At 59.3% G+C, this 14,333-nt stretch carries 15 protein-coding genes; 3 read left to right on the forward strand and 12 right to left on the reverse strand.

From position 1 onward, the window contains the following. Window positions 1-4: 4 nt before the first annotated feature. Together NOR97_RS14495 and NOR97_RS14500 are read right to left on the reverse strand one after the other, a co-directional pair. Window positions 5-1,075 carry a hypothetical protein gene (locus NOR97_RS14495; protein WP_257599554.1) on the reverse strand — a complete coding sequence of 357 codons (1,071 nt, stop codon included), beginning with the start codon at window positions 1,073-1,075 and terminating at the stop codon, window positions 5-7. 62 nt (window positions 1,076-1,137) lie between these two features. Further along, window positions 1,138-2,625, reverse strand: coding sequence for an ABC transporter substrate-binding protein (locus tag NOR97_RS14500; RefSeq protein ID WP_257599555.1), 1,488 nt, complete (start codon window positions 2,623-2,625; stop codon window positions 1,138-1,140). Window positions 2,626-2,794: 169 nt separating this feature from the next. On the opposite strand from NOR97_RS14500, the gene panB reads away from it, so the two are divergent. From panB to glpK, 3 genes are all read left to right on the forward strand, one after another. Next, window positions 2,795-3,634: a 3-methyl-2-oxobutanoate hydroxymethyltransferase gene (gene panB, locus NOR97_RS14505; protein WP_257599556.1), complete on the forward strand. Its 840-nt coding sequence runs from the start codon at window positions 2,795-2,797 to the stop codon at window positions 3,632-3,634. Beyond that, a complete protein-coding gene (panC, locus tag NOR97_RS14510; RefSeq protein ID WP_170346753.1) occupies window positions 3,631-4,482 on the forward strand; it encodes a pantoate--beta-alanine ligase in 852 nt (283 codons plus the stop codon). The genes panB and panC overlap by 4 nt, the downstream gene beginning before the upstream one ends. Before the next feature lie 69 nt (window positions 4,483-4,551). Beyond that, the gene (glpK, locus tag NOR97_RS14515; protein WP_257599557.1) at window positions 4,552-6,030 is read left to right on the forward strand and encodes a glycerol kinase GlpK; all 1,479 of its coding nucleotides are present in this window, start codon (window positions 4,552-4,554) and stop codon (window positions 6,028-6,030) included. Here the strand turns inward: glpK and smpB are convergent. The 10 genes from smpB to NOR97_RS14565 all read right to left on the reverse strand — a co-directional run bounded on the left by smpB (window position 6,027) and on the right by NOR97_RS14565 (window position 14,245). Next, window positions 6,027-6,503: an SsrA-binding protein SmpB gene (gene smpB, locus NOR97_RS14520; RefSeq protein WP_170346755.1), complete on the reverse strand. Its 477-nt coding sequence runs from the start codon at window positions 6,501-6,503 to the stop codon at window positions 6,027-6,029. The two genes, glpK and smpB, sit on opposite strands and share 4 nt — an antisense overlap. A 58-nt stretch (window positions 6,504-6,561) precedes the next feature. Then, window positions 6,562-7,104 (reverse strand): isopentenyl-diphosphate Delta-isomerase, encoded by a 543-nt coding sequence (gene idi / locus NOR97_RS14525; protein ID WP_257599558.1) that lies wholly within the window; start codon window positions 7,102-7,104, stop codon window positions 6,562-6,564. Window positions 7,105-7,305: 201 nt separating this feature from the next. After that, window positions 7,306-7,719: a cytochrome c family protein gene (locus NOR97_RS14530; RefSeq protein WP_170346757.1), complete on the reverse strand. Its 414-nt coding sequence runs from the start codon at window positions 7,717-7,719 to the stop codon at window positions 7,306-7,308. A gap of 113 nt (window positions 7,720-7,832) precedes the next feature. Then, window positions 7,833-8,849 carry a P1 family peptidase gene (locus tag NOR97_RS14535; RefSeq protein WP_257599559.1) on the reverse strand — a complete coding sequence of 339 codons (1,017 nt, stop codon included), beginning with the start codon at window positions 8,847-8,849 and terminating at the stop codon, window positions 7,833-7,835. 82 nt (window positions 8,850-8,931) lie between these two features. Further along, entirely contained in the window at window positions 8,932-9,678 is a 747-nt protein-coding gene (locus NOR97_RS14540) for an SDR family oxidoreductase (RefSeq protein ID WP_257599560.1), read from the reverse strand. A gap of 60 nt (window positions 9,679-9,738) precedes the next feature. Next, the gene (gene arfB / locus NOR97_RS14545) at window positions 9,739-10,158 is read right to left on the reverse strand and encodes an alternative ribosome rescue aminoacyl-tRNA hydrolase ArfB (RefSeq protein ID WP_170346760.1); all 420 of its coding nucleotides are present in this window, start codon (window positions 10,156-10,158) and stop codon (window positions 9,739-9,741) included. A gap of 263 nt (window positions 10,159-10,421) precedes the next feature. Beyond that, window positions 10,422-11,069: a queuosine precursor transporter gene (locus NOR97_RS14550; protein ID WP_257599561.1), complete on the reverse strand. Its 648-nt coding sequence runs from the start codon at window positions 11,067-11,069 to the stop codon at window positions 10,422-10,424. Between the two features lie 91 nt (window positions 11,070-11,160). Then, the gene (locus tag NOR97_RS14555) at window positions 11,161-12,045 is read right to left on the reverse strand and encodes an esterase-like activity of phytase family protein (protein WP_257599562.1); all 885 of its coding nucleotides are present in this window, start codon (window positions 12,043-12,045) and stop codon (window positions 11,161-11,163) included. After that, on the reverse strand, window positions 12,018-12,881 hold the full coding sequence (gene mepA / locus NOR97_RS14560; protein ID WP_170346763.1) for a penicillin-insensitive murein endopeptidase: 864 nt from the start codon (window positions 12,879-12,881) through the stop codon (window positions 12,018-12,020). Before mepA ends, NOR97_RS14555 begins: the two co-directional genes overlap by 28 nt. After that, entirely contained in the window at window positions 12,878-14,245 is a 1,368-nt protein-coding gene (locus tag NOR97_RS14565; RefSeq protein WP_257599563.1) for an MFS transporter, read from the reverse strand. The genes mepA and NOR97_RS14565 overlap by 4 nt, the downstream gene beginning before the upstream one ends. Window positions 14,246-14,333: the final 88 nt, after the last annotated feature.

Raw genomic sequence — 14,333 nt, forward strand, 5'->3', positions numbered from 1 at the left:
GCGTCTAAGGCACCAGAAGGAAAGCGGAAACCGCATAGGCAACGATCGCGGCATACCCCAGTGGATAGATCCACTTGATCGCATAGTTGTCCAGGATGCGGGCCGTACCCTCCTTGCCGGACACTTTCAGCCGTCGCAGTGCGACGTTGAACACGATCAGCGCCCCGGTCATCAGAAACATGCACTGAAGGACAAAATCCAGAAAAGTCAGATAACCCAGCTTGGGCAGATCAGCGGATATCGCCCAGTTGAACGCGACAAACACCAGCAGGTTGCCGCCCGCGATCTCGATCCTCCGGCGGTATTCATCCAGAAAAAACAGCGCCCAGCCGACCGAAATCAAGACAAGCATCGGCAGGAAAACCCGTATGACGTAGTATGTCAGATGTCGTTTGCCCTCGAAAACAAGCGCGACCTGATCGCTTTCTTTGCCGGATAGCCCCAGAACCCTGGACGTTTCCAACCGTGCATTGTTCAGAATCCATTCTTCTTCGCCCAGTTGATCTCCGAGGCCGGAAAATTCATCCAGCGGATGGTAATTGACATATTCGGACGGAAAGACCGATACGACTTCGAAATGGAACTCCTGCGTGTCGAACGGGTATTTTCGGAAATCGAAATGAGGCGCCTGGAGTGTAAGAGACGATTTTTCGACATACAGCACCCGTCCGTCGTACCGCAGGGATGCGGCGGATTCGTGGATCCACTTGTTGGACTGCTGATTGTGAATGACAAAAGCCGGCAGAACGGAACCTATACTTGCCGCATGATCGGCAAGATCGGGCGGGTTGAAAACCCTGATATCCCTTCCCAGTTCCTCGGGATCAAACGCCAGCGCAGGATCGGTCCATTCCACCCGCAAGACCACAACCGCGCCGTAGTTTTCAGCCTTTTGATCAACGCCGGTGATCTGGTCGATGCGAATGCCGACGCCAACATCCAACGGGTTCTCGGGCGTTCCGGGCAGGGCATCCAGCCGCCCACCCAACACATTCTGAGCCGTGGCCACGACCGAAGAACCGAACACCAGGAAAACACCTAAAACCAAGACGGGAATGGCGCGGAGCAAGAACATGCGTGAGAACACCCTGACACAATGAAAGGCCCGGGCCGCCCAGCGCGGCCTGGGCAGTACTATTACTCGGACCAGCTGATCTGAGTCAGATCGATTGCGGCGGTGGGCGCGTTCTTCCAAAGGCCCTGAACTCCGACTTTCGCAACGCCCAGCTTGGCCAACTGGAACAGGTACCCATTGACATAGTCGCTTGCGATCAGGCGCTGCGCCTCACCCAGCAAACGGGTGCGTTCTTCGGGGTCGGTGGTGGTGTTCAGCATGTCCATCAGCGCCTGAAAATCCGTGCTGTCATACTGGAAGTAATAATCAGGTCGCGCATAAATGCCGATATCCATCGGCTCCGTGTGGCTGACAATGGTCAGGCCGAACTCCTTGCCCTTGAACACCGTTTCCAACCATTGCGCCCATTCCACATTGATGATCTCGGCCGTGATGCCGACCTCGGCCAGCTGCGCCGCTATGATTTCGCCCCCGCGGCGGGCATAAGACGGCGGCGGCAGATGCAACGTGGTCTCAAACCCGTTTTCGAATCCTGCCTCTGCCAGCAACGCCCTTGCTTTTTCAGGGTCGTAAGCCGAATTGCCCGTCAGATCGACATACGCCGGATGATGCGGCGCAAAATGGGTTCCGATCGGGGTGCCATAGCCGAACATCGCGCCGTCGATGATGGCCTGCCGGTCGATGGCATGGGCCAGTGCCTGCCGGACCAGAATACTGTCAAACGGAGGTTGTTTGTTGTTGGTGGACAGGATCGTTTCGCCTTCGGTCGAGCCGACCAAAACCTGAAAGCGTGGATCGGCCTCGAACTGAGGCAGGTTTTCCGGCGCGGGGAAGTTGTCAAATACGTCGACATCCTCGGCCATCATGGCGGCAAAAGCGGCAGTCGGGTCCGAGATGAACTTGAATGTTGCAGTCTCTAATGCAGGCTGATCACCCCAATAATCGGGATTGCGGTTCAGTGTGATGCTGTCACCCTGCACCCAGTTGCCAAAGGTATAGGCGCCAGTGCCAACTGGATTGGTCTTGATGTTTTCAATGCTCTCGGGCGCGACGATGACTGCGTCCCCCCAAGCCAGGTTGAACAGGAAATTTCCGTTTGGCTCTGACAGGGTGACTTTGACCGTAAGCGGATCAACGACCTCGACGGTTTCGATACCGGCAAACAGGGCCTTTTGCGCGTTGGCGCTGTCTTCCGCGGTTGCGCGGTCAAGGCTGAATTTGACATCCTCGGCGTCCATGGTGGTGCCATCATGGAAGATCACCCCGTCGTGCAGTTTGAAGGTATAGACCGTCCCGTCTTCGGAAATCTCCCAGCTTTCCGCCAAGCCGGGTACGACCGAACCATCGCCCATGAAACGTGTCAGACCTTCGAAGATATTGGTGTAAACCACCGAGTCGATGGCTTGCGCCGCCGCGCTTGTCGGATCCAGATGCGGAGGCTCAAGCTGCATCGCTATGGTGATGTCCGACTTGGCCAAAGCCTGCGTGGCAAGCAGGCTGGCCCCTACGGCCAGGGTCGATGCAAATGTCCGGAACAGGAATTTCGTCATGTGAACTCTCCCTACTGAAACGGGTTGCGCCCTTGTTTTCAGGGCCATTTTACTGACAGTCTTCCTGTAAACCTCAGGTCAATCAAGGGAATGTTCGCGCAACCGGGGTTTCTTCGGCCCCTTCCGATCTGCTATGCCGCACTGCAACATAATACTGCAGGAGCGATCCATGAGCGCCACCGCCCGCAAGAAAGCCCCGAACGCCGAGGATATTCGCGCCCGAAAAGGTGGCGAACCTCTGGTCTCTTTGACCGCCTATACCACGCCAATGGCGCGCCTGATGGACGCGCATTGCGATTTCGTGCTGGTCGGAGACAGCGTCGGCATGGTTCTGCACGGGCTGGACTCTACGCTGGGGGTCACGATGGAAATGATGATCCTGCACGGTCAAGCCGTGTCTCGCGGCCTGGACAGGGCGATGATGGTCATCGACATGCCTTTCGGAAGCTATGAGGAGAGCCCGGCACAAGCCTTTCGTAACGCCGCACGCCTGATGGCGGACACACGTGCGGGCGCGGTCAAACTGGAAGGCGGGGTCGAAATGGCTGAAACCATCCGCTTTCTGGTGAAACGAGGCATCCCGGTGATGGCTCATATCGGACTGACGCCGCAATCGATCAACACGCTGGGCGGCTACAAGGTGCAGGGCCGTGACGAGCAGGCCGAAGCCGTCATGGCAGACGCCCGCGCCGTGACCGAGGCTGGCGCGTTCTCGGTCGTTCTGGAGAAAGTGCCCCAAGGTCTGGCGAACCAGATCACCGAAGAGATTGCGATCCCGACCATCGGCATCGGTGCATCTGCGGGCTGTGACGGGCAGATTTTGGTCGTGGACGACATGGTGGGCTTTTTCACCGCCTTCAAACCCAAATTCGTCAAACGCTATGCCGAGCTGGGTCCGCTGGCCGAAGCGGCCATTGCGGAATACGCCGCTGAAGTCCGCGCGCGGACCTTCCCGGCGGATGAACACGTCTTTGCCGATCAGGCTCCGGCCAGAGGACAAAAGACATGACCGCACCGATTCTGCGCTCTCTGGCCGAGCTGCGTGCCAAAACCACCACTTGGCATCGAAACGGTGAGACCATCGGCGTGGTTCCGACCATGGGTGCGCTGCACGAGGGGCATTTGTCACTGGCACAGGCGGCGAAACAGGGCTGCGACCGGGTGATCGTGACGATTTTTGTGAACCCCAAGCAGTTCAACAATCCCGAAGACCTGGCAAATTACCCCCGCACCGAGCATGAAGACGCCCAAAAGCTGGCCCCGTATGGTGTGGATGCGATCTATGTGCCGGACCCGCAGGAAATCTATCCGGAAGGGTTTTCGACGACGGTATCGGTCGCCGGTCTGACCGACGTGATGGAAGGCCCCTTCCGCCCCGGACATTTCGAAGGCGTGGCCACGGTGGTCGCCAAGCTGTTCCTGCAAACACAGGCGGATCGAGCCTATTTCGGGGAAAAAGACTATCAACAGCTGCTGGTTGTCCGCCGGATGGCGCGTGATCTGAATATCCCCATCGAGGTGATCGGCTGCCCGACCGTGCGTGAACCCTCGGGCCTGGCGATGTCGTCGCGCAATCTTCTTCTTTCCCCCCAAGGGTTGAAGGTCGCAGAACAAATGAACGGCGTCATGCAACAGGTGGCTGACGATCTGGCCAAGGGCGCAGACTTTGCCAAACTGGCGCAGGATGCAAAGGAAACCCTGCTGAAGGTCGGGTTTTCCGAAGTCGAGTATGTCGACCTGCGCTGTGCCGAGACACTGGAAAGCCTGTCCAGCGCCACCCAGCCCGCCCGCCTGTTCGTCACGGCCTGGGCCGACGGCGTCCGCCTGATCGACAATATCCCTGTCAACCCGGCCTGATTTCTGGTCTGGCCCCTGCGCCATTGTTTGCGCTAAAGTCCGGCAAAACGATACCGGGGGAGAGCGGAAATGACCCATATTCTGGCAATCGATCAAGGCACTACGTCTTCGCGCGCCATTCTGTTTGACGCGCAGATGCGGCCTGTCGGCACTGCCCAGCAGGAGTTTCCCCAGCACTTCCCGCAGGAAGGCTGGGTTGAACACGACCCCGAGGATATCTGGTCCAGCGTTCTGCATGTGTGCCGTGAGGTGATGGAAACCACCGGCATTTCAGCGGACCAGATTGCCGGTATCGGCATCACCAACCAGCGCGAAACGACGGTCGTCTGGGACAAACAGACCGGCAAGGCCATCCACAATGCCATCGTCTGGCAGGACCGCCGCACCGCCGATATCTGCGCCCGCTACAAACAGGCCGGGTGCGAGGATGACGTTACCGCTCAGACCGGTCTGCTGCTGGATCCCTATTTCTCGGGCACCAAGGTCAAATGGCTGCTGGATACCGTTTCGGGTGCCCGCGCGCGGGCAGAAGCCGGAGACCTGCTGTTCGGCACGATCGACAGTTTCCTGATCTGGCGGCTGACCGAAGGCCGTGTTCATGCAACCGATGCGACCAACGCCGCCCGTACCCTGCTGTTCGACATTCACTCAGGCACGTGGAGCGCCGAGATTTGCGACCTGCTGGACGTGCCCCTGAACCTTTTGCCCGAAGTAAAGGATTGCGCCGCGGATTTCGGAACCACCACTTTGTTCGGGGGCGACATTCCCATTCTGGGCGTTGCAGGCGACCAGCAAGCCGCCACCATCGGGCAGGCCTGTTTCCAGCCCGGTATGATGAAATCAACCTATGGCACGGGCTGCTTTGCGCTGCTGAACACAGGAGCACAGCCGGTTCAGTCGAAAAACCGCCTGCTGACGACGATCGCTTATCAACTGGACGGCCGGCGAACCTATGCGCTGGAAGGGTCGATCTTTATCGCGGGGGCCGCAGTGCAATGGCTGCGCGACGCGTTGCAGATCATCGATGCGGCGCCACAAAGCGGCGAACTGGCGGCTCGGGCTGATCCGAACCAGCATGTGGTGCTTGTGCCCGCCTTCACCGGCCTCGGGGCGCCTTATTGGAAACCTGACTGTCGCGGAGCGCTGTTCGGGCTGACGCGCAATTCCGGCCGGGCCGAGATCGCCCGCGCCACGCTGGAAAGCATCGCCTTCCAGACCCGCGACCTGTGGCACGCCATGCAGGGCGACTGGGGCGCCGATGCCGATGTCATCCTGCGCGTCGATGGCGGGATGGCCGCGTCTGACTGGACCATGCAAGGCCTGTCGAACTGTCTTGGCGCGCCTGTGGACCGCCCTGTCATGCAAGAGACGACAGCCCTGGGCGCCGCATGGCTGGCAGGCATGAAAGCCGGAATTTATCCGGATCAGGCCGGGTTTGCGGAAACATGGGCGCTGGATCGCCGGTTCGAGCCAACGCAGGACCAAGCCAACCGCGATGCGGCCTATGACCGTTGGCAACGCGCGGTACAGGCGGCGATGGCGTTCTAGCTGTGGTCTTTCAACAAACGCTGTTTCTGCCGTGACCAATCGCGCTTGGCCTGGGTTTCGCGCTTGTCATGGGTTTTCTTACCCTTGGCGATGCCGATCTTGATCTTGGCCAAACCCTTGTGGTTGAAATACAAAACCAGCGGCACCAGCGTCATGCCCTTGCGCTGGGTTGCATTCCACAAATCGGACATCTGTTTGCGGGACACCAGCAACTTGCGACGGCGGCGCTCTTCATGCTTGAACACTTTGGCCTGCTCGTATGGCGCGATATAGCTGTTGACCAGCCACAGCTCGCCGTCATCGACGGTGGCATAGCTTTCGGCAATGTTGGAACCACCCGCGCGCAGGGATTTGACTTCGGACCCTTGCAGAACGATACCGCATTCGATGTCCTCTTCGATTGCATAATCGAAGCGGGCGCGCCGGTTTTCGGCGATTACCTTGTAATTCGGGTCTGTCTTCTGCTTGGCCATAACGCGTTGATTTAGGCGGCTTGCGCCGCCCTTGCAAGGCACGGATTTTCAGCCGGGGTCAGGATTTGGCCGAAATGATCAGATCCGGGCCAAAAATCGTGTCAGCGTGGTTGTGAAGGTATATCTTCAACCAGGGCGTAAACCGGTCCGGGTGGCGTTTCACCTCGGCCAACAGATCGTGATAGTCGATCCAACGGATATCCATGACTTCATCCGGGTTGGGCGCGATTTTCAGCGGGCCTCGGACATGAGCCAGAAAGACGTCGACAACCTCGTTTTCCACCATGCTGTTGCCCACATCGGCGTGGTATTCCAATCGGTGTCGGTATTCGGGATACAGACCTGCGATACCAAGCTCTTCGCCCAGGCGGCGCACGGCACAGGTGGAAGAGCTTTCATCCCAATCGGGGTGCGTACAGCAGGTGTTCGCCCAAAGGCCGGGCGTGTGGTACTTGCCCAGCGCCCGGCGCTGCAACAGGATCTCGGTCCCCCGAACGACAAAAACCGACACAGCCTTGTGCTTGAGTCCTTTTTCGTGAACTTCAAGCTTGTCTACAGGGGTCAACTCACCATTGACCCAAGCTGGGATCATGATACCCATATGTCCTCTCCTGCTGCCAATCCGCCTGACGAGCCCTGATTTTGATTATAGCTGTTGCCGGATCGGCTTGGCTTTGCGGCGTTGCTTGGCAATCCGCCGTCATATACCAAAGTGTCGCTGTTCCACACTGTTATCAATCGCACCAAAGGCCGCAGGGGCTGCGGCCTTTGGTCCTTGTGCATTGGTGCACAGTATCAGGTGTTATTCACCCGACACGCTTGCGATATAGGCATAGACGTCTTCACCGCCCTTTTTCAGCTTGAAGGTCATTTTCGATTTGGCAGACGTGTCATCCAGATAGGATTTCAAAAATGCCTTGGGGTCCTGAGCATACTCGACAAAAGTAGTCTCGTCCCAGACCAGACCCTTCTCACCGGCGGCAACGATGCTGTCTCCGTACTTGAAACCCTCAACGGTACCGGCGGTGCGGCCAGCGATTCCATAGAGGTTGGGGCCGGTTTTGCCACCCTTGACGATCACTTCGCCTGCCGGGTCAGCGATCATGTGGCAGGACTTGCACTTGTTGAAGGTTTTCTTGCCCGCCTCAGCGTCGCCTTCAGCATAGGCAGGAAGGGCCAGAAGGCCGACGATTGCAGTAGCGAGGATGCGATTCATAGCTTTTGCTCCGATACAAATTGGCTGCACCGAATGGACCGTCGGCGCAAAAAAGAGTCAACGCGCAGATTGCCGCGCGCGTTCACTGTGCCACTGCGACAAATAGGCTGTCCTTAACTTTTGTCATGCACCCCGGACCAGCAAGGCAACAGATCGCCTGCTGCCGGAGTCGCCAGATACACGGCGCGCGCGATGGCCCGCGCCAGGCAAAGCGAGGCCGCATGCCCGATGACACCAGGTTCGGTATCGGTGGCGACACCTCGCGCGCCCGTACTGATCCCGAATACCAGATCGCCATCCCCCGGCGTGTGGGCGGGTACAATGGCGCGGGCAATACCGTCATGGGCGGCAACGGCCAACCTTTGACATTGCGGTTTGCTCAGGGCCGCATCCGTCGCAACGATGGCAATCGTGGTATTGGCCTTGTCCGGGTTCGCCGACCGCATCACCTGCGCTTTGCGACTGACCGTTGGTTGGCCAAGCCCGGCATTGGGATCAGGTCCCAATCCACCGAATTCGCCGTCCACTTCAAATGGGGCGGCCCAGAAATGCCTGTCACCCGGCGTGGTGACACTGCCCAGCGGATTGACCGCAACCAATGCGCCAACGGTGACACCGCTGTCCAGAACAAGCGAGGCGGAACCCAACCCGCCTTTGTGCATCGCGGTCAGAGCCCCGGTTCCTGCACCTGCGGTTCCGAGTTCGAACCGGTCCGACGCGGATTCGAACGCCGCACGGCCCAAGGCGCGATAGGGATTCTGGTGCCACGCCTTGTCGCCGCCATTCAGCAGGTCGAACAGAATCGCCCCGGGCACGATCGGCACCACGGCGGAACCCACCTGAAACCCACGACCCTGCGCATGCAGCGCGTCCATCACGCCCGAACAGGCATCCAGCCCAAAGGCCGACCCGCCCGAAAGCACGATCGCATCCACCTGGTCAACGGTCTTGTCGGCGGCCAGCAAATCTGTCTCGCGCGTGCCGGGTGCGCCGCCCATCACGTGCACCGAGGCTCGGAGTGGTTGCGCGCCGGTCAGAACCGTGACGCCTGATTTCAAAGCTGCGTTCTGTGCGTTGCCGACCATCAGGCCGGCGACATCCGTGATCAGGTTTCTGGGTCCGGGGATCATGCATACCTCGGTGGTCGAGCGGGAAAGCGCGCTGGCGCGCGCTGCCTCCGGCGGGGATATTTTTGGCTAGATGAAGAACGGATCAGATGCATCGGCCTCCGTCCACCTCGAGCGCGGCGCCGGTGATCATGCTGGCCTCGTCCGAACACAGGAAACAGGCGGCATTGGCCATGTCTTCTGGGGTTGAAAAGCGGCCCAACGGGATGGTCGACAGGAATTTGGCACGGATTTCGGGTGTGTCTTCACCCATGAAAGACTTCAGCAATGGCGTTTCCCCGGCGACCGGGCAGATCGCGTTCACCCGCAGCCCGGAGGGGGCGAGCTCGACTGCCATCGTTTTGGTTGCGGTGATCATCCAGCCCTTGGAGGCGTTGTACCAGTTCAGGTTCGGGCGCGGCGACAGGCCCGCGGTTGAAGCCACGTTCAGCACTGAACCCGCCCCGCGTGCCTTCATAGGTGGAACCAATGCGCGGGCGGTCAGATAGACGGATTTCATGTTCACGTTGAAAACACGGTCGAAATCCGCTTCGCTGACCTCCTCCAACGGCGCCGGCAGGTGGGTCACACCGGCATTGTTCACAAGGATGTCCAGATGGCCGAAGGTTGAGAAAGCCGCATCCGCCATCTTTTGAACCGAAGCGCCCTCACCTACATCAACCTGCTGAGCAACCGCTTCGGACCCAAGCTGGGTTGCAAGCTCATGGGCGGCATCGCCATTGATGTCAGCAATCATGACACGCGCGCCTTCGGCCAGGAACTTCCTTGCGATCCCCGCACCAAACCCGGATGCACCGCCAGTGACGATTGCGGTTTTTCCCTCCAGCCTCATGGCGTTACTCTCCTGCACCTATTGATGGCCAGACTATCAACGCCCAGACGAGATGCCAGATCATTCTTCGGACACCTTGCCGCGCAGCGCCTTGACGTCGCCCCTCGCCTTTTTCGCCGCAAGCCTGCGTTTGACCGAACCATAGGTGGGTTTCGTCGCGATGCGCCGCTTGGGTTTGACCAGCGCCTTGCCGATCAGTTCCGCCAGTCTTGTACGTGCGATTTCCCGGTTGCGGGCTTGGGAACGTGTTTCTTCGCACTGGATGATGATCGCGCCATCCTTGGTCCAGCGCCGCCCGGCCAGCCGTTTCAGCCTGTTCTTGACCGGATCGGGCAAAGAAGGGGAGCGCGCGGCCTCGAACCTCAGCTCAACGGCGGTTGAGACCTTGTTCACATTCTGCCCACCAGGGCCGGAAGAACGCACGAAGCTCTCGGTCATTTCCCAGTCTTGCAGAGTGATATCGTCAGAGATGCGCAACATGGGTGAGACCATAACTGGCGCGGGTAAAAACAGAAAGGGCCGCCCCGGCGGGACGGCCCTTCGAAAGTTCAGGAGGTCGGGTCGGTTAGATCAATCGACCAGCCGGAGCGCACGCTCGGCCAAGGGCTGCCCTAGCAGGCGGTCCCCCCGGTTGTTCCGACACCTCTCTCCAATCTCTTTCTTGACACTGGATCACCTCCTTTTCTATCTGTTGCGGTTGAAAAGAAGCGTGACACAAGATGCGCCATTCTCAAAGCACTTTTTTACGCAGGCTGTGCAGCGGTCAGTCGCGCAACGATCACCTTGAACGGGATCAGAGCGATCAGGGCCAGCGACAGTTTCACCATCCAGTCGGCAAAGGCCAGCGTCACCCACAGCGGCGCCTCGGGACCCGACAGCATGAAGGGCACGGGCTCCCACGCCCAGTTGATGGCAGCATCCGCATCGGCGCCAAAGAAGGTGACCGAGGCCGAGAAGGCGATGGTGAAGAACAAAGCGGTATCCAGCGCTGAACCTACCAGAGTCGATACCAGCGGCGCACGCCACCATTGACCGCCACGCATGGCGTTGAACACGGTGACGTCGGTCAGTTGCGCAATCAGGAAGGCGGTGCCCGAGGCCACGGCGATGCGCAGCGGCACGGCGGCATAGGTGAAGCCGTCGCCCTGAAGCATGATCTGGCTGCCGATCAGCGAGCAGATCACCCCGGTGACGAAGCCCGCGAAAACGACCTTGCGGGCCGGGCCCACACCATAGACGCGGTTCATGATGTCAGTGACCAGAAAGGCCAGCGGATAGGTGAAAGCACCCCAGGTCAACAGCCCGTCAAGGATCAGGAACTGGACCAGGATGTTCGAGGCCACGACGATGGCGGCCATGGCAATGATGCCGGGAATAAAGTTGCGTTGCATTTTTTGATGCCCGTTTTGACAAGGTAGCGGCGACTTGGCCAAGGGACCGTCCCGAGGCAGGCTGTGCGTTTAGACCTTCATCTGCCGCGTGTCAATCGGGCAGCAGATACTCGACCAACTCGGTCCGTTGCAGCGCCAGAAAGTTGTCGTCCGAGATCATCGTGGCCCGCAAACGTCCCTGATCATCCCGCCAGATCGACAAGCCTTCGAGGTTGTCATGCGCGCCCGTTCCGGTTTCGAACAGGGTTTTCTCGGCGTTTGGCATGTCGCCTGCCAGATCCCACCGCCGCAGGCGCGAGCGAAACCCGATTGCCGAGAGGCTTCGCTCCAACACATAAAACCGCCCATCAGGACCGAAATCAGCGGCAACCGGCTTGAACCAACCGCGCTGGGGCAGAACAAAAGGGGTCGACCAGGTTTGGCCATTCCAGCGATAGACGGGAATATCTCCGCCCGAGGTGCGGTTTGTTTCCGGCAACGTATACAGCCGCCCGCGCCCATCGATGGCCAAACCTTCAAAGGACCCGTTGTCGGCGAGATGCTGAAATGCCTGCGGGCGTGGCAATACACGCGCCTTCGTGCCCGGTGCGGGGTAATGGGCGACGCGGTGCACCCCTTCGAATGAGATATAGAACCCACCGTCAGGAGCCGCCGCAATCCCTTCGGAATCGCCAACGCCGCCTGACATGATATGACCATTGCTGGACAGAACCGGCCATTGCCCCAGAATGCGAAGGCCGGTGATCTCTCCATCAAGACGCTCAATGCGCGCCGTCACCAACCGCGCCCGGTCGCTCAGCGCCATCATCTGCTGCCCATTGTCGGAAATGTGCAGCGCCGAGAATCCACCGAACCAATCCGCCTTGTCACGCCATGCAAAACTGCTTTGATGTGTGGCGGTTTTGACATCCACTCCAAGGGCCGCCGTGGCCAGAAACAGTGCCGCACCTACTTGGATTGCAAGACTGAGGCGCATTGTTTCGGCAAATCGGCCAGCACATATTCCCGGCGTTTCTTGGGCGGCGGCGCGTTCGGGTCGGGCGGCGGCGGGTTCAGGATGTTACGCACCCATTGTTGCGCCTCGGCACAGCCATCGCCCTTGGGAGGTGCGTCCTGGTTGACGCATCCCTTTGATCCTCTTGGGCATTTCAGGCGCACATGGAAGTGGTAGTGATGCCCCCACCAGGGCCTGATCTTGCGCAGGTAGGCCCGGTTGCCTTTTTCATCGTTGCACATCTGAACTTTCGCGCCGGGGAACACGAAGATACGTGCCACGCGCTTGTCCTTGGCGGCTTCGCGCAGCACCGCGTGGTGCTGTTTGGTCCAGTTGCTGTTGACGTAGGCACCGTTCGAGCGGCGCAGCGATACGGACGAAATATTCTCGCGCGCCTTGCGCGACAGGCGCATGTTGTCACCCGGAAGCATCCAGATATCGATATCCAGCCCCAGCTGGTGCGAGCGGTGGCCCGAAGTCATTGGCCCACCCCGCGGCTGGCTGATATCCCCGATATAGAGACCGTTCCAACCCGGCTGTTTCGCCGCGAACCGGCTGAGGTCCTGCACGTAATCGATTGCCTCGGGATGCCCCCAGTTGCGATTGCGCGACAGCCGCATTGCCTGCCACGTGGGCCCGGTTTCGGGCAATTGTACCGATCCGGCCGCACATCCGCGCGAATAACTGCCGAACGCCGCTGCTTTTTGTTGCGAGCTTACCTTCTGTGCCCCGAACAACTGCTTTGCCAAGGGCTGCGCTGATGCCGTATGTGCCAGCGCGGCTATTACCAGTAGTGCAAAAAAACGTAATAAAATCATCTGCTCTGATCCCCTTCAGGTCTGACCCAGCGCATCAGGAATAGACCCAGAATAAACAACAGAATGATTGGTGACACCCCCAGACGCGCACTGCCGGTTGCGGTTGTTGCAATCCCGATCAACAACGGGGCCGCAAAAGCGGTCGCGCGCCCCGACAGACCATAAAGACCAAAGCTTTCGACCGGGGTTTCGGGGTCGGTGTGGCGCACCATCATCGAACGGCTGGCCGATTGCAGAATGCCTCCCATGCCACCGATCAGCACACCACAGCCAAAGAAGACCAGATCAGGCAGGTTGGATCCGTCAGGCAGGCCGATGCCGTAGATCTGCGCCCGGTCCATCGACACCACTGTGACACAGACGAAAATCAATACCCAGATCGCCACCAATATCACCGGTTTCGGGCCGTATTTCTTGTCTGCCTTGCCCCCAAGCCACGCAAAAACGGCCGAGGCGAGAACGCTGACGATCCCGAATACTCCGATCTTGATCAGATCCCATTCCAATACCAGCCGCGCGTAGACACCACCAAAACTGTACAGCCCGTTCAGTGCGTCGCGATAGAACATGGACGAACCGAGGTAACTGGCCAGACTGACGCGATAGCGCAAGTTAGACACTGATTTCGACAACAGGCGCAGCGCCTCACCCACGCTTCCCTTCCTGTCCGTCGCCGCATCGTCGCGGACCCACAGGAAGTACGGCACCATGAACAAAATGAACCACATTGCGGTAAAGGGGCCGACAAAACGCGTGCCTTCCCGGGTGGCGGCATCCAGACCAAAGGCGGGCGTCATCCCGATCAGGGTTTTGCCGTTTGGCTGTTCCACAAACAGCGCCAGCATGATCGCCAGCGAAATCAGCCCTCCAAAATAGCCAAAGGCAAAGCCCGAGCCCGAGATCTCGCCCACTTCGCTGTCATCGCCCAAATCGGGTAGCTGCGAGTTGATGAAGATCAGCGCATATTCTGCACCTACGAAGCCGAAACCGAAAGCCGACAGCATCAACCACATGTTCGAGCCATCGGGCATCGTATACCAAAGCGCCGCAGACCCGACCGCATACATGACCGAAAAGGCAAATATCCACGGGATACGCCGCCCCGAAACATCCGCCATCGCCCCCAGCAGCGGCGCGCCAAAAGCGATGATCAACCCGGTGATCGTCAGACAGTTGGCCCAAACGGTCTGCGCGCGCGCCGCGGCCGCCTGCGCATCCAGCCCTTCAGTGGTGAAATACCCGGCGGCGACGCCTGCGAAGTAGGGGCCAAAGACAAAGGTGACCAGAAGGGTGTGATAGGGTTGGCTGGCCCAGTCAAAGAACCACCAGCCCCAGATGCGCCTGCGCTTGGATATTTCTGCCATCTCTGCCCCTGTTTATCGTTGCGATTATATGACTGGGCTTTAATTCAAATCGCAAGCGTTGAGTGCCAGGCACTTGCTCTTTGTCGCC

Origin of the sequence: Ruegeria sp. YS9 (assembly GCF_024628725.1) — a bacterium.
GTDB lineage: Bacteria > Pseudomonadota > Alphaproteobacteria > Rhodobacterales > Rhodobacteraceae > Ruegeria > Ruegeria atlantica_C.

Bases quoted from the DNA above. Each gene is read 5' to 3' on its own strand.
- NOR97_RS14495 (WP_257599554.1), bottom strand. From the start codon at position 1,075: ATGTTCTTGCTCCGCGCCATTCCCGTCTTGGTTTTAGGTGTTTTCCTG.
- NOR97_RS14500 (WP_257599555.1), bottom strand. From the start codon at position 2,625: ATGACGAAATTCCTGTTCCGGACATTTGCATCGACCCTGGCCGTAGGG.
- panB (WP_257599556.1), top strand. From the start codon at position 2,795: ATGAGCGCCACCGCCCGCAAGAAAGCCCCGAACGCCGAGGATATTCGC.
- panC (WP_170346753.1), top strand. From the start codon at position 3,631: ATGACCGCACCGATTCTGCGCTCTCTGGCCGAGCTGCGTGCCAAAACC.
- glpK (WP_257599557.1), top strand. From the start codon at position 4,552: ATGACCCATATTCTGGCAATCGATCAAGGCACTACGTCTTCGCGCGCC.
- smpB (WP_170346755.1), bottom strand. From the start codon at position 6,503: ATGGCCAAGCAGAAGACAGACCCGAATTACAAGGTAATCGCCGAAAAC.
- idi (WP_257599558.1), bottom strand. From the start codon at position 7,104: ATGGGTATCATGATCCCAGCTTGGGTCAATGGTGAGTTGACCCCTGTA.
- NOR97_RS14530 (WP_170346757.1), bottom strand. From the start codon at position 7,719: ATGAATCGCATCCTCGCTACTGCAATCGTCGGCCTTCTGGCCCTTCCT.
- NOR97_RS14535 (WP_257599559.1), bottom strand. From the start codon at position 8,849: ATGATCCCCGGACCCAGAAACCTGATCACGGATGTCGCCGGCCTGATG.
- NOR97_RS14540 (WP_257599560.1), bottom strand. From the start codon at position 9,678: ATGAGGCTGGAGGGAAAAACCGCAATCGTCACTGGCGGTGCATCCGGG.
- arfB (WP_170346760.1), bottom strand. From the start codon at position 10,158: ATGTTGCGCATCTCTGACGATATCACTCTGCAAGACTGGGAAATGACC.
- NOR97_RS14550 (WP_257599561.1), bottom strand. From the start codon at position 11,069: ATGCAACGCAACTTTATTCCCGGCATCATTGCCATGGCCGCCATCGTC.
- NOR97_RS14555 (WP_257599562.1), bottom strand. From the start codon at position 12,045: ATGCGCCTCAGTCTTGCAATCCAAGTAGGTGCGGCACTGTTTCTGGCC.
- mepA (WP_170346763.1), bottom strand. From the start codon at position 12,881: ATGATTTTATTACGTTTTTTTGCACTACTGGTAATAGCCGCGCTGGCA.
- NOR97_RS14565 (WP_257599563.1), bottom strand. From the start codon at position 14,245: ATGGCAGAAATATCCAAGCGCAGGCGCATCTGGGGCTGGTGGTTCTTT.